Genomic DNA, 25484 nt, shown 5'->3' on the forward strand with positions numbered 1-25484 from the left:
CATGTTTTTGAAATACCTCCCCTTCCCTTCCGCGCACAAGACCTCATCACCGCCCACAGAAGCACTGATCTTGCCACTGGTTTTGGCCGCCCCCATGCTGGTGGCATTCAACACCCAGCCGTCCACAACCTTGGTCAACCAATTGCTGGCCACTGCGGGATGGGGGGCTGTGTGTATGCTCAAAGGCGCAGCCCCCGCCCCCGCCTTGAGTGTTCGCCCCTCTGCTGCGCTGCTGAGCGCACTGGCAGTGTTGATGGCGGCAGTGCTTCTATCCTGGAGCCAAAACCTACCGGCCGGGCTGGCGTTCCAGACCTTGGGCAGCTTGGGTATTGCAGCATGTTTGGTCGCATTGGCATCCCAGCCTGTCTTGACGGCTCCCCCTTCAGGAGACCGGCGCACGTTCACCGATGCGGTGTTGGTCACCGCCGTGCTCAGTGCCGTGCTGGCGTGCATCCAGATTTTTGCACCCAACTGGGTCGACGGCACCTTCATCGCCCGCTCCGACATGCCTGGGCGGGCCGTGGCCAATTTGCGCCAACCCAACCATTTGGCCAGCCTATTGCTGTGGGGTTTGGTCGCCTGGGTGCCGATGAGCCACACGGGACGCTGGTTCGGCAATCGCATGTACGGGGGAGTCTGCGCTGCTTTGGGCGTGTTGCTGGTCCTGGGTGTGGTGCTCACCGGCTCGCGCACTGGTGCGCTCGGTGTCGTGGCACTGGCTGGCTGGGGCTGGTTAGACCGGCGCTTGGCCAGCAAGACCAGGGTGAGCCTGCTGCTGGCCCCCTTGGTCTACTTGGCCTGCTGGGGATTGATGCTGTATTGGGCGCATCAGACAGGACAACTCTTTGGTGGTGAAGCCCGCGTCAGTGACGGCGGCGCAGAAGTATTGACCAGCACCCGCTACGGCATGTGGGAAAACGCACTGATGCTGATCCAGGCGAACCCTTGGCAGGGTGTGGGTTTCGGCAAGTTTGGCATGGCGTGGACACTCACCCCCTTTACCAACCGTTCGGGCGAACTTTTTGACCATGCCCACAACCTGCCCTTGCATCTGGCCGTTGAGCTGGGCCTGCCAGCCGCGATTCTGGTGATGGCGCTGCTGAGTTGGGCGTTGTGGCAAGCGGCGCGGCGTAGTTGGCTGGTGGCAGGTGAAGACGGTGTGGCCACCCGCGCTGTATTTGTCATGCTGCCCATCATCGGTTTGCACAGCCTGCTGGAGTACCCACTCTGGTACAACTACTTTCTTTTCCCCACAGCCTGGGCCTGGGGACTGAGCCTGCGCCAACCGCTGGATGTCGCCCAGTCTGCGCCTGAACAGGCACGCCCCAGAACCGGCGTTGTGGCTCTGGGCTTGGCAATGGTGGCTGGTTCGTTGTGGTTGCAGTGGGACTATCGAAACGTCGTGGCACTTTACCTCCCCAATGACAGCAAACTGACACAACCACAGCGAATTACGCTGGGCCAAGCCAGCTTGGTTTTCAGCCACTTTGCAGACTATGCAGCGGTCACCACCACAGGGCAGTCTTCGCAGGCCATCGCCCCGTTCAAAACCGCGGCACTGGTGGTGCTAGATCCACCTTTGATGGAGGCCTGGGCCAAAGCCTTGAACGCGACCGGACAAACCGACCAGGCACGCTACCTTGCGGAGAGACTGCGCGAGTTTCACTCCCCGTATTCAAAGGAATTTTTTGCGCCCTGTGAGGTCACAACAATGGCCCAAAAACCCTTTCAATGCGAGCCCTCACACCAAACACATCCATGGAAAGAGTTCTTGCGCTGAAACGCAGGGCACAAATCCTGCACTTGCGGCAAATCCAGCCATAGCTCACCCGCAAACATGTCGTGAGGTTGTCCCCACGCTCTGGGCACATTGCGCAGCCGTGCTGCGCCAGCAAATAGCCCCCGAGCTTGCATATCATGCGCTGGAGCCAAAAAACAAACAATAAAAAGCCCCGCCATGTAACTGGCGGGGCTTGAGAACTTTGAGTCAGGAATGAAGGAACTGATTTCAACCAACCCCGACTCTTATATCTCCGCAGATGGATCGAATCTAAACCCGATCCAACTGCGCATCTCACTATCGTGCAGATGAATTCATGAATTTACTTGGGATCGTATCTGTACCAGATACCTTTGTGCATGTGATGTTGCCACCGGAATCTACCGCACAAGAAGCCGCATAAACGTAACTACCTACTTCCGCAGTACCTGTCATTGAAATAGTCACACTACTAGCCGTATTACCCAAGGTCGCAGTAGCACCATACTTAGGTGTTGGTAATGCAGTACCAGCAAAACCGTATGCATTCAGTTCAGCGACAGTGTCGCATGAAGGACCACTCATAGCTTTGTCATTCAAACAGGTTTTGATGGACGTTTTCAGACCTTCCAGATCACTCAGATTGCTGGCCCATTTGGCCTTGGTGGTGTAGTCCTGATAAGCAGGCAAAGCCACAGCCGCCAAGATACCAATGATGGCCACAACAATCATCAACTCGATCAGGGTAAAACCCTGTTGCATAGAACGCTTCATGAACAACTCCTAAAGGTTAAAACAAACAAAACCGACGAGTCACGAGGTGCATCCATGCAGAACCTCACGACTCAAAAAAATTGACCTTCAAGTGCCCTGCCTAGTCAAGCTAGGCACTTGAAGATCAACTTGTCATAGATCACGCAACCATACAAACCAAGCTACATTGTTGACCGTCTGGCAATGTCAAAACACGGACTCCAAATCTTTTTAATGTACGCCTTCGCATCAAGCAATCTGAGATTTCGTACAACGACTCGACTCATGCAATACATCGAGCAATCGCTTAAAAACAAGTACATCCAGAAATTACTTGCCCGCATGGGATGCAAAGTCCTTCAACTATCCACAAAAAAAGCCGCGGTATTTGGCTGGTGGAACTTGACGACTTTGTGACTGGGTTGAACCAAACCCAGCCTTTTTATTTCATTGCAGTGAACCGAGTGTGCACTCGATTCAACTGCGGTCTACCACTAGCGTGCGGATGAGTTCAGGAATTTAGCCGGGATCGTATCTGTACCAGATACCTTCGTGCATGTGATGTTGCCACCGGAATCTACCGCACAAGAAGCCGCGTAAACGTAACTACCCACTTCAGCACTACCTGTCATCGAAATAGTCACACTACTAGCCGTATTACCCAAGGTCGCAGTAGCGCCATACTTAGGTGTTGGTAATGCAGTACCGGCAAAACCGTATGCATTCAGTTCAGCGACTGTGTCGCATGAAGGGCCATCCATGGCCTTGTCATTCAGACAGGTCTTGATGGAAGTCTTGAGACCTTCCAGATCGCTCAGATTGCTGGCCCATTTGGCCTTGGTGGTGTAGTCCTGATAAGCGGGCAAAGCCACAGCTGCCAAGATACCGATGATGGCCACAACAATCATCAACTCGATCAGGGTAAAACCCTGTTGCATAGAACGCTTCATAGTGAGCTCCTTAAAAAAAGAAAAATTAAACAACGAAAACGCTGAACATTCAGCAGTTTTCGTGCCATGCATCCTGACAATAAAAACCGTGGTTTCGATGCCTCATACTGACGAAGCGCGTCAACAATCCAGCGTAGTTTGTCACAACCCTGGCAAAAAATGACATTTTTGTCGTTTATTGATGTTGCCAGCATCACACCTAAAAAGCATGTGTTCGCAAAGCCTGCAAATCCGTTACGCGTAAACCACCATACTCCACTTGGATAGCCCCCTCAGCAGCTAACGTGGTCAGGGCTTCATTCACGCGCTGGCGCGACAAACCCACCAGATAAGCCAGCTCCTGCTGGGTAATACGCAGTACCGCACCCAGGCCAGGGTAAAGCACAGGGTTAAACAGTGCCGCCAGACTGCGCGCGACGCGAATGTTCGGATTCGCCATCCGATCAATTTCACGCGCAGCGATGAACTGCCCCAGACGTTCGTTAAGCTGATTCATGACAAAACGATTAAAACCAATCGAGTGATCCAGCAGCCAATGAAAGGTATCCACATGTAATCCAGCTACCAGGCTTTTGCGCAAGGCCTGGATGTTGTAACGGTAAACCTCTCGTTTGAGGGCAGTACCTTCGCCAAACCAGCCCCCTGGTGGTACGCCGGTAAACGTCATGGTTTGCCCCTCGGCATTGTCACTGCTCATTTTCAGCAGACCATCTATCACACCAAACCAATAGGTGACAGGGCGGCCCGTGCGGCATAAAAAATCACCTGGCTGTGCGTCGGTGATCTTCAGGTCTTCAACCGCACGCACGCGCTCATCTGCCGAGAGCAACTTGAGCCAAGAGATATGCGCCAACTCATCCTCTGTCAACGGACGTCGACGCTGGAACGGGGTGGCTTCTGGTTTCATAAAGCGTACTCCTGGGTGAATTTTGCGGGTTCGCTGAACAGGGAAAACACCTATCAACAAACGTTTTAATTGTCGTCCAAACGACAACATAACGTCAAATCGAGTTCTATCATTTCACCATTCCAGCCACATGGATATCTGGTCAATGTGGCGACGATTTGAAGACAAGGTAAAGAGATGCAAACAACGTTTCCCCGATTACTGTTGAACCACGCAACGCAGCGCCCGCATGACGCAGCCATGCGTGAAAAAGAATACGGCATCTGGCAAGCCATCACCTGGGGCGAAATGGCTGCGATGGTTGAACAACTGGCCTGTGGCCTGCACCAAGCTGGCCTGCGCCAGCATGACCACATGATTGTGATTGGTGCTAATCGGCCTCGTCTGTACGCAACCATGCTGGCGGTGCAATCTTTGGGGGCCGTGCCGATTGCGCTGTACCAAGACGCAGCAGCACCGGAATGCGTATTTCCCATCAACAATGCCGAAGTTTGTTTCGCCTTTGCCGAAGACCAGGAGCAGGTAGACAAATTACTGGAGATTCGCGAGCAGTGCCCACAAGTCGCCCATATTTATTTTGATGACCCGCGCGGTCTGCGCAATTACGACGAGCCTGGCCTGCAGTCACTGGACGACTTGATCGCCGCAGGCAAGGTGTTTGCGGCACAGAACACGGGCTTTTTCAAATCTGAAGTTGACAAGGTTCAACCTGATGACGTGGCCGCCATGTTCTTTACCTCCGGCACCACCGGCAACCCCAAGGGCGTGGTGCACACCCATGACACCTTGCTCAACCGGGCACGCGCCGGGGCCGAGTTTGACAAGCTGACCCATGCCGAAGATGTGCTGGCGTATTTGCCACCGGCCTGGATCGGGCAAAACATTTTTTCTTACGCACAGTGGCTGAGCTGTGGCTACGTGGTGAACTGCCCCGAGTCCGCCGCCACGGTAACTATCGACCTGAAAGAGATTGGCCCCACTTATTACTTTGCACCGCCCCGCGTATTCGAAGGTTTGCTGACCAGTGTGATGATCCGCATGGAGGATGCCGGTGCCATCAAACGCAAAATGTTTCACACCTTCATGAACGTGGCCAAACGGGTCGGCCCGAGTCTGATGGACGGCAAAGTGGTCGGCCTGGCGGATCGTGTGATGTATGGTCTGGGCAACTTTTTGGTCTATGGCCCCTTGCGCAACAACCTGGGCTTTAGCCGGGTGCGGGTGGCCTACACCGCAGGTGAAGCCATTGGGCCGGACTTGTTCAGTTTTTACCGCTCGATTGGGGTCAACCTGAAGCAGCTCTATGGCTCGACTGAAACAGCGGTGTTTGTCTGCCTGCAACCCGACCATGAAGCCCGTGCTGACACCGTAGGTGTGCCCTGCAAGGGGGTGGAGATCAAGGTGGCGGCCAACGGCGAGATTCTGGTCAAGTCCCCCGGTCTGCTCAAAGGTTATTTCAAGAACCCTGAAGCCACCGCTGAAGTGCTGACCGCAGACGGCTGGTACCACACCAGTGATGCGGGGTTTCTGGATGCGCATGGCCACCTGAAGATCATCGACCGGGTGAAAGACGTGGGCCGCATCAAAGGGGGGACCAATGACGGGGCCATGTTTGCACCCAAATATGTGGAAAACAAACTCAAGTTCTTCCAGCATATCAAAGAGGTGGTGGCCTATGGTGATGGACGCGAAAAAGTCTGCGTGATGATCAACATCGACTTTGATGCCGTCGGTAATTGGGCCGAGCGCCGCAACCTGCCCTATGCAGGCTATACCGATCTGGCCCAAAAGCCCGACGTGTACCAACTCATCAAGGAATGTGTTGAGAAGGTGAACGCCGATCTGAGCGAAGACACGTTGCTGGCAGGTAGCCAGGTCAGCCGTTTCCTGATACTGCACAAAGAGCTGGATGCGGATGACGGTGAGCTGACCCGGACCAACAAGGTGCGCCGCGGCTTCATTGCAGAAAAATACAACGTGCTGGTGGATGCGCTTTACGGCGGCAAAACCTCGCAGTTCATTGAAACCTTGGTCAAATTTGAAGATGGCCGCACGGGCAGTGTCAGTGCGACCTTGCGCATTGACGATGCCAAGACTTTTGTGCCTGTCAAGGCAGCAGCCTGATCACGATCAGTTGGAATAAACCATGGCGACTAAACACATTGGCGATGTCATTCTTGATGTCAAAAATATTTCCCTCAGCTTCGGCGGTGTCAAGGCACTCACCGATATCTCGTTCAACGTCCGCGAGCATGAGGTCCGCTCCATCATTGGCCCCAACGGGGCAGGCAAAAGCTCCATGCTCAATTGCATCAATGGTGTTTACCGACCTCAGCAAGGTGCCATCACCTTCAAAGGGCAAACCTTCAGTCACATGGACAGCCACCAAGTGGCCACCATGGGCATTGGACGCACTTTTCAAAACCTGGCGTTATTCAAGGGTATGAGTGTGATCGACAACATCATGACCGGGCGCAACCTGCGTATCAAGAGCAATTTATTCCTGCAGGCTCTTCGTATTGGCCCAGCACAGCGCGAGGAAGAACAGCACCGCGAATTTGTCGAGCACATCATCGATTTCCTGGAAATTCAGGCTTTCCGTAAAACCCCTGTGGGGCAACTGCCCTACGGTTTACAAAAGCGTGTGGACTTGGGCCGAGCTCTGGCGATGGAACCACAGCTACTGTTGCTCGACGAGCCCATGGCCGGGATGAACGTGGAAGAAAAGCAGGACATGAGCCGCTTTGTGCTCGACGTGAACGAAGAGTTCGGCACCACGATTGTGCTCATTGAGCACGACATGGGCGTGGTGATGGACATCAGCGACCGCGTGGTGGTGCTCGACTACGGCAAAAAGATTGGCGACGGCACGCCCGATGAGGTGCGCAGCAACGAGGAAGTGATCAGTGCATACCTTGGAACAGGACATTAACCATGGCATTTTTTCTTGAAACTTTACTGGGCGGCCTGATGGCCGGTATGTTGTATTCACTGGTGGCGCTCGGCTTTGTGCTGATCTATAAAGCCTCTGGCGTGTTCAACTTTGCCCAAGGTGCGATGGTGCTGTTTGCGGCCCTGGCCATGGCACGTTTCTCTGAGTGGGTTGGGCCCATGCTGGGCGGCGACAACCTGCTACTGGCCAACCTGATTGCCTTTGTACTGGCTGGGGTCGTGATGTTTGTGGTGGCCTGGCTGATTGAGGGATTGGTGCTGCGCCACCTGGTCAATCAGGAAGGCGCTACGCTGCTCATGGCAACGCTGGGCATTGCCTATTTTCTGGAAGGACTGGGACAAACCATTTTTGGTGGCAGCATTTACAAAATTGACATTGGGATGCCCAAAGACCCGGTGTTCTGGCTGGAATCCGTCTTTGAAGGCGGCATCTTGATCAACAAGGAAGACCTGTACGCCGCCGTGATTGCAGCAGTGTTGGTAGCTGCACTGAGTGTTTTTTTCCAGAAAACATCTACCGGCCGAGCCTTGCGTGCGGTAGCGGACGACCACCAGGCCGCTCAAAGTATTGGTATTCCACTGAACCGTATCTGGGTCATTGTGTGGTGTGTGGCTGGCGTGGTGGCATTGGTCGCCGGCATGATCTGGGGCAGCAAGTTGGGCGTGCAGTTTTCACTAGCCACGGTGGCCCTGCGGGCTTTGCCGGTGGTGATCCTGGGGGGGTTGACCTCGGTTCCGGGGGCAATTATTGGTGGTCTGATCATTGGTGTGGGCGAAAAACTGTCCGAGGTGTTTTTGGGTCCGTATGTAGGTGGTGGCATTGAGATCTGGTTTGCCTACGTATTGGCACTGGGCTTTTTGCTGATTCGCCCGCAAGGCTTGTTTGGCGAAAAAATCATTGACCGCGTGTAAATCACGCACGCCTTCATGCTCTTTCAGCATGGTGAAGCGCAGCGCGTTACAGCTCAAAAATTGTTAGAGGACTACAGATGTTTTACAGAGAAAATGGCCAATTCAAAACCAGTTACCGGGCAGATCAGCAAATCTTGCCGATCCGCCAAGACCGCATTGCCATTGGGCTGATTCTGGCGGTGGCATTTCTGGCCGTCCCCATGCTGGCCAGTGACTACCTGTTTCGCGCCATCCTGATTCCCTTTGTCATCATGTCACTGGCCGCCTTGGGCGTGAATGTGCTGGTGGGCTATTGCGGCCAGATTTCACTGGGGTCAGGTGCATTTATGGCCGTGGGTGCCTACGGTGCCTATAACTTTTTTACCCGTATACCCGGCTTGCCACTGATTCCTGCCCTGATTCTGGGTGGCTTGTGCGCCACCTGCTTTGGTATTTTGTTTGGTTTGCCCAGTTTGCGGGTAAAAGGTCTGTATCTGGCCGTGGCCACACTGGCAGCACAGTTTTTTTCGGACTGGATGTTCCTGCGTATCAAGTGGTTCACCCTGGATACACCGTCGGGGTCGGTATCGGTGTCGAACCTGCAGGTATTTGGTCTGACCATTGAAAGCGCCCTCAGCAAATACCTGTTTTGTCTGAGTTTGCTGGTGGTGATTGCATTGCTGACCAAAAACCTGGTGCGCAGCGCCATTGGCCGGGAGTGGATGGCCATTCGCGATATGGACGTAGCTGCCAGCGTGATTGGCATCCGCCCCATGTACGCCAAATTAACGGCCTTTGCGGTGAGCTCCTTCATCGTGGGTGTTGCCGGTGCCCTGTGGGCGTTTGTTTACCTGGGTTCCTGGGAACCGGCGGCATTCTCCGTCGACCAATCTTTTCGCCTGCTGTTTATGGTGATCATTGGCGGCCTGGGCTCCATCATGGGCAGCTTTTTTGGGGCTGCATTCATTGTGGTGCTGCCCATTTTTCTGAATCAGTTTTTGCCTGCACTGCTCGATCCGATCGGTATTGAAATTTCAACAGCGGGCACGGCCCATGCCGAACTGATGATTTTTGGCGCGTTGATTGTGTGGTTTCTGATCGTGGAGCCACATGGTTTGGCCAAGCTGTGGGCCACATTCAAGCAAAAACTGCGGCTGTGGCCTTTCCCGCATTGATTTTTTAGTGTGTCAGTTTTTCGGTGGTGTATTTTTCTAATTCAGGAGACAACAATGAAAGTTCGGAGTTTGGTTTTGGCGGTTGCCGCCGTGGTTGCCAGCGCGTCGGTTATCTCAACCGCCGCCTACGCGCAAGCCAAAGAGCAGTTTGTACCCGTGCTGTCTTACCGTACCGGCCCTTACGCTCCCAATGGTGTGCCATGGGCCAATGGCTATGTGGACTACCTTAAGCTGGTGAATGTCCGTGGCGGCATCAACGGTGTCAAAATTTCTTTTGAAGAGTGTGAAACCGGCTACGACACTGCACGTAGCGTCGAGTGTTACGAGCGTTTAAAGAGCAAGGGCTCCAGCTTCGTGCAACCGCTGTCCACAGGTGCCACCTTTGCGCTGACTGAAAAAGCACCCATCGACAAGATTCCAATGGTGACCATTGGTTATGGCCGTAGCGAAAGCGCCGATGGCTCGGTGTTCAAGTGGAACTTCCCACTCGCAGGTACCTACTGGGTGGCTGCCGATGCCATCGTGCAGGCAATTGGTAAAAAAGAAGGCGGGCTGGACAAACTCAAAGGCAAGAAATTTGCCTTGGTTTACCACGACAGCCCGTTTGGCAAAGAACCCATTCCTCTGCTGCAAGAGCGTGCGGCCATGCTCGGTTTTTCTCTGCAACTTTTGCCTGTAACCGCGCCTGGTGTGGATCAGAAGGCCACTTGGTTGCAGGTACGTCAAAGCCATCCTGACTACGTGGTTTTGTGGGGCTGGGGGGTCATGAACTCCACCGCAATCAAGGAAGCACAAGCCACCGGTTATGCCCGTGAAAAGATGTATGGCGTGTGGTGGGCAGGTGCCGAACCTGACGTGAAAGACGTGGCAGAAGGGGCCAAAGGCTACAACGCGGTCACCATGCAACACGGTGCCGAGCCCAACTCCAAAGTGGTCAAAGATATATTGAGCATGATCCACGCCAAGGGCCAGGGAACCGGCCCCAAAGAAGAAGTGGGCCAAGTGCTGTACATGCGTGGAGCCATGAGCGCCATGCTGGGTATTGAAGGCGTGCGTGCAGCACAAGAGCGTTTTGGCAAGGGGAAGGTCATGACCGGTGAGCAAATTCGCTGGGGGCTGGAAAACCTGAGCCTGACACAACCCAAGCTGGATGCCCTGGGTTTTGCTGGCGTGATGCGTCCGGTCAGCACTTCTTGTACCGACCACATGGGTGCCAATTGGGCGCGTATTCACACGTGGGACGGCAAAGGCTGGAAGTTCACCTCGGACTGGTTGCAGGCTGACGAGCAAATCATCAAGCCACTGGTGAAGACCACCGCAGCCAAATACGCAGCAGAGAAAAAACTGACACCGCGTACCGCGGCGGACTGCCAGTCCTGATTTTTCAAAAGTCGGCGTGTCTACACGCCGACACAACCTGGCGACTCAGCCGAGTCGCCAACTGAAAAAGCAAAGGAGTGCTTTTTCAGTTGGCTTCAACTCAGATTGAATCCAGACAGATGTAGCCCCGGCCAAACCCCGAGAAGTGGAAATTGCACCATGAGTGAACCTAACAACATTGTTCTTAACGTCAATGGCATTGAAGTCATTTACAACCACGTCATACTGGTGCTCAAGGGCGTCTCGCTCAATGTGCCTGAAGGCAAGATCGTCGCCCTGCTGGGGGGCAATGGAGCGGGCAAAACCACCACGCTGCGTGCCATTTCCAACCTGCTGCGCGGCGAGCGCGGTGAGGTCACCAAAGGCTCGATTGAGTTGCGTGGCGAGCGTATTGAAAACCTGTCACCAGCAGATCTGGTGAACCGTGGCGTGGTGCAAGTCATGGAGGGCCGGCACTGCTTTGCCCACCTGACGATTGAAGAAAACCTGCTCACCGGCAGCTACACCCGCAAAGACAAGGGTGAAATTGCCGCCAATCTGGACAAGGTTTACACCTATTTCCCACGTCTGAAAACCCGCCGTACCAGCCAGGCCGCCTACACCTCCGGCGGCGAACAACAAATGTGCGCCATTGGTCGCGCCATCATGACCAACCCCAGTGTGGTGCTGCTTGACGAGCCCTCCATGGGATTGGCACCCCAAATTGTGGAAGAGGTGTTCAACATCGTCAAAGACCTCAACGCACGAGAAAAAGTCACCTTTTTGCTGGCCGAGCAAAACACCAACATGGCGCTCAAGTATGCGGACTATGGCTACATCATGGAGTCCGGCCGGGTGGTGATGGACGGCATGGCCAGTGATCTGGCCAACAACGAAGACGTGAAAGAGTTCTATCTGGGCATGGGTGGTGGCGAGCGCAAGAGCTTCAAGGATGTGAAGAGTTACAAGCGCCGCAAACGTTGGTTGGCCTGATTGGGAAGATACATCTTGTTTTTTTGTAGGTGCCCTGCCTTCTGGGCGGGCGATGATTACTGCAGCCTTCGCCCGAAGGACTGGGCTCCTACGTTTTCTGGAAGACAGCCATGAGTCATTTTTTTGATGCGTTGGAAACGCGTACCCCCTCTGAACGTGAAGCGACCCTGCTGGCCGCTCTACCACTGCAAGTGGCCCATGCCCAACTGGCCTCACCCGCCTTTGCCGAGATTCTCAAAAACGTGAATCCCGCCGAAGTCTCCAGCCGGGCGGAGTTGGCCAAACTGCCGGTCACCCGCAAACACGAGTTGCTGGAGTTGCAACTGAGCCGCCGCAGCCAAGGCGGCAACGTGTTTGGCGGCTTCAGCACCCATGGTTTTGGCACACACCTGCCACGTGTCTTTGCCAGTCCGGGGCCGATTTATGAACCTGAAGGCACGGCCAAAGATTACTGGCGCATGGCGCGGGCGATCTTTGCCGCCGGATTCCGGCCAGGGGAACTGATCCACAACAGCTTCAGCTACCACTTTGTGCCTGCGGGCTCGATGATGGAAACCGGCGCCCACGCCCTGGGCTGCACCGTCTTCCCCGGCGGTACCGGACAGACAGAACAACAGGTGCAGGCCATGGTCGATTTGCAGCCTGCCGGCTACATTGGTACGCCCAGTTTTCTGAAAATCATCCTTGAAAAGGCCGACGACATGGGCGTGCGTCTGCCAAGCCTGACCAAAGCCATGTTTGGCGGCGAGGCTTACCCCCCCAGCTTGCGGGATTGGTATACGGCTCGTGGTATTGCAGGCTACCAGTGTTATGCCACGGCCGACCTGGGCTCCATTGCCTATGAAACGTCGGCACGCGAAGGCCTGGTACTGGATGAAGGTGTGCTGCTGGAAATTGTCCGCCCAGGCACAGGTGACCCGGTGGCCGAGGGTGAAGTGGGTGAAGTAGTGGTCACCACACTCAACCCAACCTACCCGTTGATCCGCTTCGGCACGGGCGACCTGTCTGCCGTGTTGCCAGGCCAATGCCCGACCGGGCGTACCAACACCCGCATCAAAGGCTGGATGGGCCGGGCCGATCAAACCACCAAGATCCGTGGCATGTTTGTGCACCCAGGGCAAGTGGATGCCATCGCCAAACGCTTTCCCGAAGTGGGCAAAGCCCGCCTGGTGGTGACCGGCGAAATGGCCAATGACCACATGACACTCAAGATCGAATCCGCTTGCAGCGGACCCGACAGCCTGGTACAAAAAGTGATGGAGGCCATCCGTGATGTCACCAAGCTGCGCGGCCAGGTGGAAGTGGTCTTGCCAGGCTCTCTGCCGAACGATGGCAAGGTGATTGAAGACGCACGCAGCTACAAATAGTTCGCGCTTCAGGTCAGGCGAACCTATGCTGCGTTTTATGTAGCTGCTTGCGCTTATTAGACAAGGGTTACGGGCTGTTTAGACCTGAATTAAACACCCCATACGATGGCTTCTTCAGCTTTCAGGCACTCTTTGATCATGTCCATGAAGGGCACGCTGCGTTGACGCAGGCTGACCGCCTCAAAGCGGGGTGGCGGCAGGTGCTCGGCCTGGGCCTGGGCAATGGCGGCTTGCTGCTGGGCTTCCTCTTGTTGCACTGCTTTTTGTAGCGCATCAAGCGCATGGGGCATGTCTTCAGGCAGCAAAATGCCCTTGAGGCTCGGCTCTGCGGCGCTGTGTTTGCCGATGATCTCCAGCATACGTTGACCATTGGCTTGCAACATAATCACATCGCCCGTGGCTTTGGACTTGAACTTGTACAGCATGTTTTTTCTCCGTGTATTCAACTGTGGCCAGCCTATCGTAGCCGTGATGCTGCTACTGGTCTTGGGCGGTTGCGCCGATTCACGTTATTACTGGCAATCACTCACCGGGCATTGGCAGTTGATGCAAGCGGCACGCCCGGTGGACGACTGGCTGGCTGACCCGGCCGTTTCACATGGTCTGAAACAGCGCCTGCAGCTGGCGCAAGATATCCGGCAGTTTGCGGTGTCTGCGCTGCATTTACCTGACAACGCCAGTTACCGGCGTTATGCCGACTTGCAGCGCCGCCATGTGGTGTGGAATGTGGTGGCTGCGCCGGAGTTTTCCCTGACACTCAAAACCTGGTGTTTTCCGGTGGCAGGTTGTGTGGGCTACCGGGGCTACTTTGCGCAGGAGGCCGCACAGAATGAAGCGGACAGCCTGCGCACGCAGGGGCTGGAAGTCAGCGTTTACGGTGTGCCCGCTTATTCCACATTGGGCTGGATGAACTGGCTGGGTGGCGACCCCTTGCTCAACACCTTTATTACCTACCCGGACGGTGAACTGGCGCGCATGGTGTTTCATGAACTCGCGCACCAAGTGCTGTATGTGCCGGATGACACCCTGTTCAACGAATCCTTTGCCACGGCGGTTGAACGTCTGGGCAGTGCGATCTGGTTGGCCCAAAAAGCCACGCCTGCCGCGCAGCGTGACTATGCCCTTTTTGATGCCCGTCGCCAGCAGTTTCGCGCCCTGGCACGCGCCACACGTGCCAGGTTGCAAGAGATTTACAAGGAAAACAGTGCTCTAGAGCCCGTCCATCAAGCGCAAGCAGCTCTCAAATCAGAAGCAATGGATGATTTCAGAAAAGCCTATGCCGAATTAAAAGCCAGCTGGGGTGGCTACAGCGGCTATGACCCCTGGGTGGCCCAGGCCAACAACGCCGCATTGGGAGCACAAGCCGCCTACGACGAACTGGTGCCTGGTTTTGAAGCCCTGTTTGTGCAGCAGGGGCGCGACTGGCCAAGGTTTTATGATGCCGTCAAGCAGCTGGCCAAACGCCCTCAGGAAGAGCGGGTACAGCAACTGCAACAATGGGCACTACAAACAACAATCTGAGACACCATGGCTGAATTACATCTTGTTCGGGAACACACACTGGGTTTGGCAAAAGCACGCAAAGTGGCTTTTAAATGGGCCGAACAGGTGGAAGAGGAATTTGCCATGCCATGCACTTACACCGAAGGCAAACATGGCGACGAGGTGGATTTTGTGCGCTCCGGCGTAAAGGGCCAGTTGTTGGTGACCAAAGACCGTTTTGAGTTGCACGCCGAGCTGGGTTTTTTGTTGGGGGCCTTCAAGGGCACGATTGAGGCCGAGATTGTGAAACATCTCGATGCCTTGCTGGCCCCACCTGCGGCCACCGAACCCGGCCATGAGGCCAGACCGAAAAAACCAGTGACCAGGAAAGCCTGATCAGCTCAGCGATTCAATCAGGTCAATGTACTGCTGCATGGCCGCATCGGGTGCCGTGCCTTTGAGCGTGTTCCAGGCGTCCCATTTGGCACGCCCAACCATGTCGGCAAAGCCGGGTTTTTTCTCGGCGTTGTCACCTACGCTGCCTTGTTTGTACAGGGCATAGAGTTTGAGCAAGGTCATGTTGTCGGGGCGTTCGCTCAGGTTTTTGGAATTGGCCACAGCGGCTTCAAATTGGGTTTTCAGATCTGACATAGGGATATCTCGGTGAAGGTCAATACGAAAGGTATCAGGGTAAGCAAGGGTGATCTTATGTTGGCTTTTGATCACAAAATAGAGTCCTTTCCCAAAAACAAAAATACCATGGTCAAGAGACTCAAACCTGTCCACACCGTTGAGCGGATGAGCAAGGTGGACACTGCCTGGCTGCGCATGGACTCCAGCAGCAACCTGATGATGATTCTGGGGGTGTGGATCATCCGGCCCAAGGTCAGTTACCAAGCTGTGTGTGCGCGAATTGAAGAGCGTTTGCTCAAATACCCCCGGTTTTCGCAGCGGGTGCAGTTGGATGCCACGGGTGCAAGTTGGGTGACCGACACCGACTTTCGCATCACCCGCCATGTGGTGCGCGAAAAACTGCCCGCCTCGGCCAAACAAAACCCCCAACAGGCCCTGCAAACACGTTTGGGCGAATTGGCCATACAGCCCCTGGACATGCGTCATCCCTTATGGGAATTCCGTCTGATTGAACACTACGACGGCGGCTCGGTCTTGCTGGTGCGTATTCACCACTGCATTGCCGATGGCCTGGCGCTGATTGCCGTCACGCAGTCGCTGGTGGATGGTGGGGCCGAGCCACCACCACACAAGCACCGGGCCCAAGCCGAATCCCCCTGGGCCGCGGCCGAAGACTGGATGTCCCACACCCTGATTGAGCCGCTGACAGTGGCGGCAGTCAAAGCCCTGGATGCGGCAGGAGACGGCGCGGCACAAGCCTTTGGTGCGCTGGGTGACCCACGCCATGCGCTTGAAATGCTGGTGGAAAAAGGCTTCACCAAAGGCATGAGTGGCTCGGCCGACATGGCCAAATTGGCCTACCAGGTGCTGCGCGATGGCGCAGCCCTGGCCTTGATGCCCGATGACTCGGCCACGCGGCTCAAAGGCCAGCCCGGCCAGGCCAAGCGGGTGGCCTGGTGTCAGCCAATGCCCCTGGATGAGGTGCGGGCGGTCGGCAAAGCACTGCAATGCTCGATCAACGATGTTTTGTTGGCCTGTGTCGCCGGTGCCATTGGACAGTACTTGCGTGGGCATGGTGACCCCATCGTGGGGAAAGAAATCCGTGCCATGGTGCCGGTTAACCTGCGCCCCATGAGCGAGGCCTACAAACTGGGCAACCAGTTTGGTCTGGCCCCGGTGGTGTTACCGATTGGGCTGGACAACCCGGTCGAGCGGGTGTTTGAGGTGCGCAAGCGCATGGGGGAGCTCAAAGGCAGCATGCAGCCACTGCTGGCATTTGCCCTGCTGGCGGTAGCCGGGGTGCTGATCAAACCGGTGCAGGATGCCATGCTGAACCTGTTTTCCAAAAAAACCACGGCGGTCATGACCAATGTGCCGGGGCCACGTGAGAAGCTTCAGTTTTGTGGCTCGACACTGGAACAAACACTGTTCTGGGTACCGCAGTCTGGCACCGTGGGTTTAGGCGTGTCGATCCTGAGCTATGGCGGCGGGGTGCAGTTTGGCATCATCAGTGACACCACACTGTGCCCGAATCCACAAGCCATCATTGATCACTTTGCCCCGGAATTTGACCGCCTGAGTTGGCTGACGCTGATGCTGCCCTGGGGCAAAGAATAGCTATTATTTATATAGCTACTTACGCATATAAAAAGGGCATCAGAGGCCTAAATGGCACTTATTTTCAGAACCAGACAAAGTGGTCTTGATGCATGACCGGCGACAACGCCTTACTCAGACGAACACACCATACCGGTCAATCGGCCAACTCGGCGCGTGCCAGCTCCAAATCCAGTTTTTCCTGTGCATCCATGGGACAGATGCACGCAGCTTGTTGGTACAGACGGTTGGCCTCCTGCAACATTGTTTCACCATCCAGCATCAGCATGGCGCGGGCATATTCGATCATGCCTGCGGCCGATGCCATGTGTAATTTCAAGGCTTGATCCAACAAGTTGAGCCCCATGTCCCGGTGTGCGCCATAGGCCATTGCCCCAATCAGGGAGCCGACTTTGTCGATGACTTCGGCATGAAAAGCACCCAGGGCAATATGTGCATCGGGATGATGTGGCTGGCGTTTGAGTACGGTTTCAAGGTTGGTTTTAATCTTGTTGCCCATGCCTTGTGCCAATGCCTTGGCCACGCTGATGCCTTGGCTGTAACGCCCCAAAGCATAGGCGTGCAAGTAGTACGCATTGACATTGTCCGGTTCTTGACTGATGTGGTGCTCAGCACGCTGGGCGGCTTCCAGAAACAAGGCCAAGCGACGCTCTTCGTGCTTTTCAAGGTAGGTGGCGTACATACATGTGGCCTTATTGGCCACATTCAGGCCGGCCAACCCAAGCTGGAGTCCAGAGTTGCAAGCTTGGTGAAACTTCCCGCTGTGGAACTGTGCCCAGGCATCAAGCAACCTGGGGTCTTCGGGCAAGGGCTCCAGATCACCGGTGTGCAGTCTGGCCCAATTTTTTTTGACACGCTCGGCATCAAAATCAAATTCACCCGCATAAGGGAAAGCGGTCCATTTGGCCATGGTGGTCTCCTGCTCACTGTTGTTTTACTTGGATTCCTTATTGTAGGCATCGGCTAAATGAACCAGGTGAGCGCGTTGCCCCGGCTCAAGATAGGGGGACAACAGGCTCAACACATGCTGTGCACCACGCAGCAGCGCCATCTGGGCGTTTTGGTCTTCGAGGGCGTTGCGTGGGTCTCGGACGTATTCAAAACTCAACCAGTATGTCAGGATCACCACCATGCTGGTGGCGGTGGCATCCAGTTCACGCGAATCAATGTGCACCGCACCGCCACGGCGCATGCCATCCAGCAGGGCCTTGATGGCCCGGGTTTTGTTTTTCAGGATGGTTTGAAAATGGGTTTCCAGGCGGCGGTTTTTACTGAGCAGGTCGTTCAGGTCGCGGTACAAAAACCGGTAATGCCAGATCAGTTCAAACAGGGTGTGCAAGAAAAACCAGGCATCTTCGACATCACGCACATCGTCACTGGCATTGAGCAGGTCATTCAGGGCGCGCTCAAACCGGTCAAACAAGGCGTTGATCAACTCGTCTTTGGCGGGGTAGTGGTAGTACAGATTACCCGGACTGATGTTGAGCTCTGCGGAAATCAGTGTGGTGGAGACATTGGGTTCACCAAAGCGATTAAACAACGTCAATGTGACTTCAAGAATGCGCTCTGCCGTGCGCCGGGGCGCTTTTTTGACCATCAGTGAATGTCCTCAGGTGAAGCAACTTTCATCGCTTGTTGCAGGTTGTCCAGAATATTGTGCAACTTGGTCAAGGACAGACCCACCCGGGTGGATGGACGTTTGGACTGGCACAAATGCCTGTTGACATCATCCAGCACGGCATGGTTCAAGGTGATGCCGTGGTAACCGAGTTTGCTGCTCAGGCCAGTTTGGTTGGCGCGCAGCATCTGGCGGGTTTGTTGGTAAGCGTGTTCCGCCAAATGACGGCGCTGGCTGTAGCTGAAGGTGTTGGCCAGATACAGCTCCGGGTCATGATGACTGGGCTCGATCAGCACAATGTCGGTATTGGGGTAGGCGTACTCATAAGATTTCAGGCCCAGCTCCAGGCGGGAGTGGATGAGTGAGCGGAAAGTCTGGCTCAACACAGCGGGCAATCCCCCCTCCACAATACGCGGAATGGGCATCGGCGCAGCCCAAGGCATCCAAGCGTCGCCAGAGCGCGAGGGAGCAGACGCATCAAATGGCACCAGCGGGTTCAGGCACAGCATCAGGTCAACACCATCGTCCAGCGCAATGGAGGCATGCATGGTCTTGATCAGCGCACCATCGACAAAATGCTGCCCGTCAATTTCAACCGGCGGAAACAGTCCAGGCAGTGCGGCACTGGCTTGCACGGCTTTGGAAATCGGCACGTGATCCCAACCCGGGCGGCCAAAAGAAACCGCCTTGCTGCTGTCCAGCTCAGTGGCAACCAAAGTCAGACGGGATCGAAGTTGCCGGAAGTCATTGGTGCGCCCTGGCTTGGAAAACAGCTGGGTCAACTCCACATCAATCTGTGTATTTGAAAAAATACCCGTGGGCAGGCTCGGCCCCAAACGTTCGAGAGCGTTCATCAACGAACGCCTGCCAAAGCTGCTGTGCCAGGCACCCACCAGCATCAACGCTGGCAAGCGCAGACTGCGGGAAAAAATTTCTGCAAACGCTGGCCTCAACAGCCAGGATGGGTCAAACGCTTCGGTATGGCGTTTGCGGTCTTCAATAAACAGGCTAAACAACTGCTGTGGCGTGATGCCGTTGGCCAGACCGGCGGCAATAAACCCGCCAGCCGACACGCCCACATAGTGTTGCAACTGGGTGAAGTTGATACCTTGTAACGACTCCTGCAGTGCACACAATGCACCAATTTCATAAATGGCACCCAGCGGCCCACCGCCAGCCAAGGCCAACCCGATCTTGGGAAGCGGCGTTTGGGCAGGGGCCGGATGGCGGTTTTTCATGAACGGAAAGTTTAGAGCTGATCAGCCCGTTGTCAAACCGGGTTTGCCTGAGTTGGCTCAAGCGCCACATCGGCCACCTCTACCGGTGTCTTGCGCGCCACCCGTTTGCGGGCAACCGGTTTGGCGGCAGCTTTTTCCGGCACCGGAGCAGCGGGTTCAACCGTCCGTTTAGGTGCCGCTTTTTTGGCCACTTTGGCAGTGGTTTTAGCCGCTGCTTCAACAACAGGCTTGCCTGCTGGTTTCGTCACCGCTTTGGCTGCGGTGAGTTTTTGCACACTGGCGTTCAGCGCATCAATGCGGGCCATCAACGCATCAATGTCTTTGGCCGATGGAACACCCAGTTTGTTGAGCGCTTTGGCCACGCGGTCTTCAAAAATGCTCTCCAGCTTGTCCCACTGGCCGGAAGCTTTGCTGGTAATGTCTGTGGCCATGCTGGTCATTTTTTGGGTGGCTTCTGAAATTTTTTCTTCAGCAGCAGATTGAGTCTTGCGCTGTAAGGTCACACCTTCTTTCACCAGCGCTTCAAAAGCTTTGGTGCCGCCTGCTTGTGCCTTGGCAAATGCCCCCAGCCCGGCTTGCCAGATTTGTTGGGCTGAATCCTTGATGGAGCTTGACAGATCCGGGGAGGATTTGGAAGCAGTTTTGGACGTTGCTTTGGGGGCGGCTGTGGATTTTTTCAGTTTGGTGACCATAAGGTTCTCCAGTTGGGGCCAAGAAATAAATGATGCGCAGGGTTGTAAGTGCCGATGCCGCATACAGGTTGCCAACTTTAGAGCCAGGTGTGGAGAACGTGTAGGTGCTACGTTCTAATTCTGCGGTCCGCAATGACAAATTGTGCGGGTTTACTCTGACGAAAAATTGGGGTAAATCAGGCAAGAATGCCGGATTCGAATGGAGTTTGGACATGCAATATTTCGTCACAGGTGCGACCGGGTTTATTGGCAAACGACTGGTCAAAAAATTACTCGAGCGCAAAGGCGCTGTCGTGTATTTTTTGATCCGCAAAGACAGCGAGAGCAAAGTCAAGGCATTGCGTGAATTCTGGGCGGCCAGTGCGGCACGGGTGATTCCGGTGTTTGGCGATTTGACCAGCCCCAAACTCGGCGTGTCGGCAGATGTGGTCAAACAACTCAAAGGCAACATTGATCATTTCTACCATCTGGCCGCGATTTATGACCTGGGCGCAGATGAGGCCAGCCAGATTGAAGTGAACGTGGATGGCACGCGCAATACGATTGAACTGGCCAAGGCCTTGAATGCCGGACATTTCCACCATGTGAGTTCCATCGCTGCGGCCGGTTTGTACGAGGGTGTTTTCCGCGAGGACATGTTTGACGAAGCAGAGAACTACGATCACCCGTACTTCATGACCAAACATGAAAGCGAGAAGATTGTTCGCACCGAGTGCAAAGTGCCCTGGTCGGTGTACCGCCCGGCCATGGTGGTAGGCGACAGCAACACCGGTGAAATGGACAAGATTGACGGTCCGTATTACTTTTTCAAATTGATTCAGCGCATGCGCCAACTGCTACCACCGTGGATGCCCTCCATTGGCCTGGAAGGCGGGCGCATCAACATTGTTCCGGTGGATTTTGTGGTGGATGCACTCAACGCCATCAGCCACCAAAATGGCATTGCCAGCCGTTGCTACCACCTGGTTGATCCGATTGGTTACCGTGTGGGTGATGTGCTGGACATTTTCAGCAAAGCCGCCCATGCGCCCAAGATGAATGTATTCGTCAATGCGGCCTTGCTCGGCTTTATTCCCCGCAGCGTGACCAAAGGCCTGATGGCGCTGGCCCCGGTGCGCCGGGTTCGCAACGCCATCATGAAAGACTTGGGTCTGCCAGAAGATATGCTGACCTTTGTCAACTACCCCACTCGTTTTGACTGTCGCGATACGCTGGCGGCACTGAAAGGCACGGGCGTGGAATGCCCAAACCTGAAAGATTACGCCTGGCGCTTGTGGGACTATTGGGAGCGCCATCTTGACCCCGCTTTGCATATTGACCATAGCCTGCGCGGTACGGTGGGCGGCAAGGTGGTCTTGGTTACCGGCGGTTCTTCAGGCATTGGCTTGGCTGCAGCCCACAAATTTGCGGAGGCCGGTGCGATCACCTTGATCTGCGGACGTGACCAGGAGAAGTTGGATGAGGCGTGCGCGCAGGCCAAAGCCAAAGGCTATCAATTCATTGCCTATGCGGTGGACATTGCCGAGGCTGAAGACTGCGCCAATTTTGTCAAGCAGGTCATCCAGACCCATGGTGGTGTGGACTTTTTGATCAACAACGCCGGGCGCTCTATCCGCCGCGCCATCGAGTCGAGTTACGACCGTTTTCATGATTACGAGCGCACCATGCAGCTCAATTACTTTGGCAGCCTGCGCGTCACCACCGGCTTTTTGCCCGGCATGGCGACAAAACACAAAGGCCACGTGGTCAACATCAGCAGCATCGGTGTGCTGACCAATGCACCCCGCTTTAGCGCCTATGTGGCCAGCAAAGCTGCACTGGATGCCTGGACACGCTGTGCATCCAGTGAGTTTGCGGATCAGGGCATCAGCTTCACCACCATCAACATGCCGCTGGTGCGCACGCCCATGATTGCACCAACCGGCCTGTACAACAACGTGCCCACCCTCAGCCCCGAAGAAGCAGCTGACATGATCGCGCAGGCCTGTATCTTCAAGCCGGTGCGCATCGCCACTCGGTTAGGCATTACGGGGCAGATTTTGCACGCCATCCTGCCGCGCGTAGCCCAAATTGCCATGAATACCAGCTTCAGAATGTTCCCAGATTCATCTGCAGCCAAAGGGGCCAAGCCAGGCGACAAGATGGACAAACCCAAGTTGTCCGCCGAAGCGGTGGCGATGCAGCAGATGATGCAGGGCATTCATTTTTAGGCGTGATACCATCCGTTCATCACATGAACAGATGAATGCAATGGCTTCCATTGCATTTGGAATCAATGCCTGAAGACCTATTGACTCATCAAGATACGCATCTCAAAGTTTTGCGTTTACTGGAAATCAACCCGCAGATGAACCAACGCGAGTTGGCTGCGGCGTTGGGGGTGAGCTTGGGCAAAACCAATTTTTGCCTGAAAGCGTTGCTTGACAAGGGCTTGCTGAAAGTGCACAACTTTCAAAACAACAAGCACAAATTAGCCTATGCCTATTTTTTGACACCCGCGGGTATTGCAGAAAAAACAACGCTAGCGAAGCGTTTTCTACAGCACAAAGTTCAAGAATATGAGCAGCTCAGGGCTGAGATTGAATCATTGCAGCGTGAGGTTGACATTGGTGGCACACAGATGCCACTCTAAAAGTTAAGAGTTGAAATATTCGGAATAAATCAGCCTCATACGCCATAAAAGCAAGCGTAAGCAGCTATTAAATTCATAACAGTCATCATGCAAAATTCTCAAATGAACACTCGTAAAGTTGCCCTCATCACAGGCATCACAGGCCAGGACGGCAGTTACTTGGCTGAGTTTTTGCTGGGAAAAGGCTACATCGTTCACGGCATCAAGCGCCGCGCCAGCTCCTTCAACACCCAGCGCGTTGACCACATCTACCAAGATCCACACATTAACAACGCCAACTTCAAGCTGCACTACGGCGACCTGACCGACACCAGCAATCTGGTGCGCATCGTGCAAGAAACGCAGCCCGACGAAATCTACAACCTGGGCGCACAAAGCCACGTGGCAGTGAGTTTTGAGAGCCCCGAATACACCGCAGATGTGGATGGCATGGGAACCTTGCGCATTCTGGAGGCCATCCGCATTCTGGGGTTGGAGAAGAAAACCCGCTTTTACCAAGCCAGCACCAGTGAACTGTATGGACTGGTGCAGGAAACCCCGCAAAAGGAGACGACTCCCTTCTATCCGCGCAGCCCATACGCCGTTGCCAAGCTCTATGCCTACTGGATCACGGTGAACTACCGTGAAGCCTACGGCATGTATGCATGCAACGGCATCCTGTTCAACCACGAAAGTCCACGCCGGGGTGAAACCTTTGTCACTCGCAAAATCACCCGCGGTCTAGCCAACATCTGTCAAGGACTGGAGAGTTGCTTGTACATGGGCAACATTGATGCCCTGCGCGACTGGGGCCATGCCAAGGACTATGTGCGCATGCAATGGTTGATGCTGCAACAAGACCAGGCTGAAGACTTTGTGATTGCCACCGGTGTGCAATATACGGTGCGCCATTTCATCGAAAAAACGGCCGCTGCTTTGGGCATGCAAATCCGCTGGGAAGGAACCGGCGTGGGCGAGGTGGGCTATTGGGGCGAGCAAGCCATCATTCAAATCGACCCGCGTTACTTCCGCCCAACCGAAGTTGAAACCCTGTTGGGTGACCCGTCCAAGGCCAAACAAAAACTCGGCTGGGTGCCAGACATCACGCTGGATCAAATGATTACCGAGATGGCGGCAGCTGATCTGGCGGAGGCCAAAAAACACGCCTTGCTCAAAAAGAACGGTTTTGATGTGAATGTGAGCTTGGAATAGAATAGCCAAAAAATCCTTATTAATCAACCGAATATAGCTACAAATTACATAGCAATCTAATGAAAATAGCTATCGCAGGAACTGGCTACGTCGGCCTATCCAACGCCATTTTGCTGTCCCAGCACAACGAGGTTGTCGCCATCGACATCGTCCCCGAAAAGGTGGAGATGCTCAACCGCAAGCAGTCACCCATCGAGGATGTGGAGATCGAAGATTACTTGGCCCACAAGCAACTCAACTTCAAGGCCACGCTGGACAAACGCGAGGCCTACACCGGCGCGGAATACGTCATCATCGCCACGCCAACCGATTACGACCCCAAGACCAACTACTTCAACACCAAGTCCATCGAGGCGGTGATACAGGACGTGCGCAGCATCAACCCGCAAGCGGTAATGGTCATCAAGTCCACCATCCCGGTCGGCTATACCGCCAAGCTCAGAGAGCAGATGAAATGCGATAACCTCATCTTCTCGCCCGAATTTCTGCGCGAAGGCCGCGCGCTGTACGACAACCTGCACCCCTCGCGCATCGTCGTCGGCGAGCGCTCTCAGCGCGCCGAGACCTTCGCCAACCTGGTTAAGCAGGGCGCGGTCAAACAGGACATCGCGGTACTGTTCACCGACTCCACCGAAGCCGAAGCGATCAAACTGTTCGCCAACACCTACCTCGCGATGCGCGTCGCCTACTTCAACGAACTGGACACCTACGCCGCCACGCGCGGACTGGACAGCAAGCAGATCATTCAGGGTGTCAGCCTCGACCCGCGCATTGGCGACCATTACAACAACCCCTCGTTCGGCTACGGCGGCTACTGCCTGCCCAAGGACACTAAGCAATTGCTGGCCAACTACAAGGACGTGCCGCAGAACCTAATTCATGCCATCGTCGAATCCAACACCACGCGCAAGGATTTCGTCGCCGACAGCATCATCAAGTGCAATCCGAAAGTGGTCGGCATCCACCGCCTCGTGATGAAGAGCGGTTCGGACAATTTCCGCTCCAGCAGCATCCAGGGCATCATGAAGCGCATCAAGGCCAAGGGTATCGAGGTTATCGTGTACGAACCGGCGCTGCATGAGGCCGAGTTCTTCCGCTCCAGAGTTGTAAATGACTTGGTGCAATTCAAGCAGCAGGCCGATGTCATTGTGGCTAACCGCATCACCGACGATATTCGGGATGTCGCGGATAAGGTTTTCAGTCGTGATTTGTTCGGGAAAGATTAAGCAAAAGTCCGAAAATGGTATCGATCCTATCCCTTATTGGCAGAGAAAA

The 25484-nt window shown here is 54.9% G+C and carries 24 protein-coding genes; 15 read left to right on the plus strand and 9 right to left on the minus strand.

Features of this window, described 5'->3' with window-relative positions; translation table 11 throughout:
- Positions 1-70: 70 nt before the first annotated feature.
- The gene (locus tag LDN84_RS19785; RefSeq protein WP_223905170.1) at positions 71-1780 is read left to right on the plus strand and encodes a PglL family O-oligosaccharyltransferase; all 1710 of its coding nucleotides are present in this window, start codon (positions 71-73) and stop codon (positions 1778-1780) included.
- Between the two features lie 297 nt (positions 1781-2077).
- Here the strand turns inward: LDN84_RS19785 and LDN84_RS23020 are convergent, their stop codons facing one another.
- The 3 genes from LDN84_RS23020 to LDN84_RS19800 form a co-directional block, all read right to left on the minus strand.
- Positions 2078-2533: a pilin gene (locus tag LDN84_RS23020; protein ID WP_276572403.1), complete on the minus strand. Its 456-nt coding sequence runs from the start codon at positions 2531-2533 to the stop codon at positions 2078-2080.
- Between the two features lie 473 nt (positions 2534-3006).
- Positions 3007-3462, minus strand: coding sequence for a pilin (locus tag LDN84_RS23025; RefSeq protein WP_276572404.1), 456 nt, complete (start codon positions 3460-3462; stop codon positions 3007-3009).
- A gap of 199 nt (positions 3463-3661) precedes the next feature.
- Complete coding sequence (locus tag LDN84_RS19800) at positions 3662-4369, minus strand: Crp/Fnr family transcriptional regulator (RefSeq protein ID WP_223905172.1); 708 nt, start codon at positions 4367-4369, stop codon at positions 3662-3664.
- Between the two features lie 177 nt (positions 4370-4546).
- Between LDN84_RS19800 and LDN84_RS19805 the strand changes: the two genes are divergently transcribed.
- From LDN84_RS19805 to LDN84_RS19835, 7 genes are all read left to right on the plus strand, one after another.
- Positions 4547-6493, plus strand: coding sequence for an AMP-dependent synthetase/ligase (locus LDN84_RS19805; RefSeq protein ID WP_223905174.1), 1947 nt, complete (start codon positions 4547-4549; stop codon positions 6491-6493).
- 22 nt (positions 6494-6515) lie between these two features.
- Positions 6516-7301, plus strand: a complete 786-nt coding sequence (locus LDN84_RS19810) for an ABC transporter ATP-binding protein (RefSeq protein WP_223905176.1) — start codon at positions 6516-6518, stop codon at positions 7299-7301.
- Positions 7302-7303: 2 nt separating this feature from the next.
- The gene (locus tag LDN84_RS19815; RefSeq protein WP_223905178.1) at positions 7304-8233 is read left to right on the plus strand and encodes a branched-chain amino acid ABC transporter permease; all 930 of its coding nucleotides are present in this window, start codon (positions 7304-7306) and stop codon (positions 8231-8233) included.
- A gap of 77 nt (positions 8234-8310) precedes the next feature.
- Entirely contained in the window at positions 8311-9387 is a 1077-nt protein-coding gene (locus LDN84_RS19820) for a branched-chain amino acid ABC transporter permease (protein ID WP_223905180.1), read from the plus strand.
- Between the two features lie 54 nt (positions 9388-9441).
- Positions 9442-10767 (plus strand): ABC transporter substrate-binding protein, encoded by a 1326-nt coding sequence (locus LDN84_RS19825; RefSeq protein ID WP_223905182.1) that lies wholly within the window; start codon positions 9442-9444, stop codon positions 10765-10767.
- Positions 10768-10926: 159 nt separating this feature from the next.
- Entirely contained in the window at positions 10927-11739 is an 813-nt protein-coding gene (locus LDN84_RS19830; protein ID WP_223905184.1) for an ABC transporter ATP-binding protein, read from the plus strand.
- A gap of 110 nt (positions 11740-11849) precedes the next feature.
- Positions 11850-13106, plus strand: a complete 1257-nt coding sequence (locus LDN84_RS19835) for a phenylacetate--CoA ligase family protein (RefSeq protein WP_223905186.1) — start codon at positions 11850-11852, stop codon at positions 13104-13106.
- 89 nt (positions 13107-13195) lie between these two features.
- Here LDN84_RS19835 and LDN84_RS19840 read toward each other — a convergent pair whose 3' ends face one another.
- Positions 13196-13531: a DUF1840 domain-containing protein gene (locus LDN84_RS19840; protein WP_223905188.1), complete on the minus strand. Its 336-nt coding sequence runs from the start codon at positions 13529-13531 to the stop codon at positions 13196-13198.
- Between LDN84_RS19840 and LDN84_RS19845 the strand changes: the two genes are divergently transcribed.
- Positions 13530-14627: an aminopeptidase gene (locus LDN84_RS19845; RefSeq protein ID WP_223905190.1), complete on the plus strand. Its 1098-nt coding sequence runs from the start codon at positions 13530-13532 to the stop codon at positions 14625-14627. The two genes, LDN84_RS19840 and LDN84_RS19845, sit on opposite strands and share 2 nt — an antisense overlap.
- Before the next feature lie 6 nt (positions 14628-14633).
- Positions 14634-14984 (plus strand): polyhydroxyalkanoic acid system family protein, encoded by a 351-nt coding sequence (locus LDN84_RS19850; protein WP_223905192.1) that lies wholly within the window; start codon positions 14634-14636, stop codon positions 14982-14984.
- Here LDN84_RS19850 and LDN84_RS19855 read toward each other — a convergent pair whose 3' ends face one another.
- Positions 14985-15239, minus strand: coding sequence for an acyl-CoA-binding protein (locus tag LDN84_RS19855; RefSeq protein WP_223905194.1), 255 nt, complete (start codon positions 15237-15239; stop codon positions 14985-14987).
- 108 nt (positions 15240-15347) lie between these two features.
- Here LDN84_RS19855 and LDN84_RS19860 point away from each other — a divergent pair, with 108 nt between their 5' ends.
- Positions 15348-16838, plus strand: coding sequence for a wax ester/triacylglycerol synthase family O-acyltransferase (locus tag LDN84_RS19860; RefSeq protein ID WP_223905195.1), 1491 nt, complete (start codon positions 15348-15350; stop codon positions 16836-16838).
- A 136-nt stretch (positions 16839-16974) separates the two neighbouring features.
- Here the strand turns inward: LDN84_RS19860 and LDN84_RS19865 are convergent, their stop codons facing one another.
- From LDN84_RS19865 to LDN84_RS19880, 4 genes are read right to left on the minus strand one after another with little or no spacing between them, the layout of a single operon-like run.
- Positions 16975-17748, minus strand: a complete 774-nt coding sequence (locus LDN84_RS19865) for a hypothetical protein (RefSeq protein ID WP_223905197.1) — start codon at positions 17746-17748, stop codon at positions 16975-16977.
- A gap of 24 nt (positions 17749-17772) precedes the next feature.
- Positions 17773-18435 (minus strand): TetR/AcrR family transcriptional regulator, encoded by a 663-nt coding sequence (locus LDN84_RS19870; RefSeq protein WP_223905198.1) that lies wholly within the window; start codon positions 18433-18435, stop codon positions 17773-17775.
- Complete coding sequence (locus tag LDN84_RS19875; RefSeq protein WP_223905200.1) at positions 18435-19694, minus strand: patatin-like phospholipase family protein; 1260 nt, start codon at positions 19692-19694, stop codon at positions 18435-18437. Before LDN84_RS19875 ends, LDN84_RS19870 begins: the two co-directional genes overlap by 1 nt.
- Before the next feature lie 32 nt (positions 19695-19726).
- Positions 19727-20386, minus strand: coding sequence for a phasin family protein (locus LDN84_RS19880; protein ID WP_223905203.1), 660 nt, complete (start codon positions 20384-20386; stop codon positions 19727-19729).
- 212 nt (positions 20387-20598) lie between these two features.
- Here LDN84_RS19880 and LDN84_RS19885 point away from each other — a divergent pair, with 212 nt between their 5' ends.
- The 4 genes from LDN84_RS19885 to LDN84_RS19900 all read left to right on the plus strand — a co-directional run bounded on the left by LDN84_RS19885 (position 20599) and on the right by LDN84_RS19900 (position 25435).
- Entirely contained in the window at positions 20599-22596 is a 1998-nt protein-coding gene (locus tag LDN84_RS19885; protein WP_223905204.1) for an SDR family oxidoreductase, read from the plus strand.
- A gap of 80 nt (positions 22597-22676) precedes the next feature.
- The gene (locus tag LDN84_RS19890) at positions 22677-23018 is read left to right on the plus strand and encodes a MarR family EPS-associated transcriptional regulator (RefSeq protein WP_223905206.1); all 342 of its coding nucleotides are present in this window, start codon (positions 22677-22679) and stop codon (positions 23016-23018) included.
- Positions 23019-23120: 102 nt separating this feature from the next.
- Positions 23121-24209: a GDP-mannose 4,6-dehydratase gene (gene gmd, locus LDN84_RS19895; RefSeq protein ID WP_223905208.1), complete on the plus strand. Its 1089-nt coding sequence runs from the start codon at positions 23121-23123 to the stop codon at positions 24207-24209.
- Positions 24210-24268: 59 nt separating this feature from the next.
- Complete coding sequence (locus LDN84_RS19900; protein WP_223905210.1) at positions 24269-25435, plus strand: nucleotide sugar dehydrogenase; 1167 nt, start codon at positions 24269-24271, stop codon at positions 25433-25435.
- The last annotated feature ends 49 nt before the right edge of the window (positions 25436-25484 follow it).

This window comes from Rhodoferax lithotrophicus, from assembly GCF_019973615.1.
Taxonomy (GTDB): Bacteria; Pseudomonadota; Gammaproteobacteria; order Burkholderiales; family Burkholderiaceae_C; genus Rhodoferax; species Rhodoferax lithotrophicus.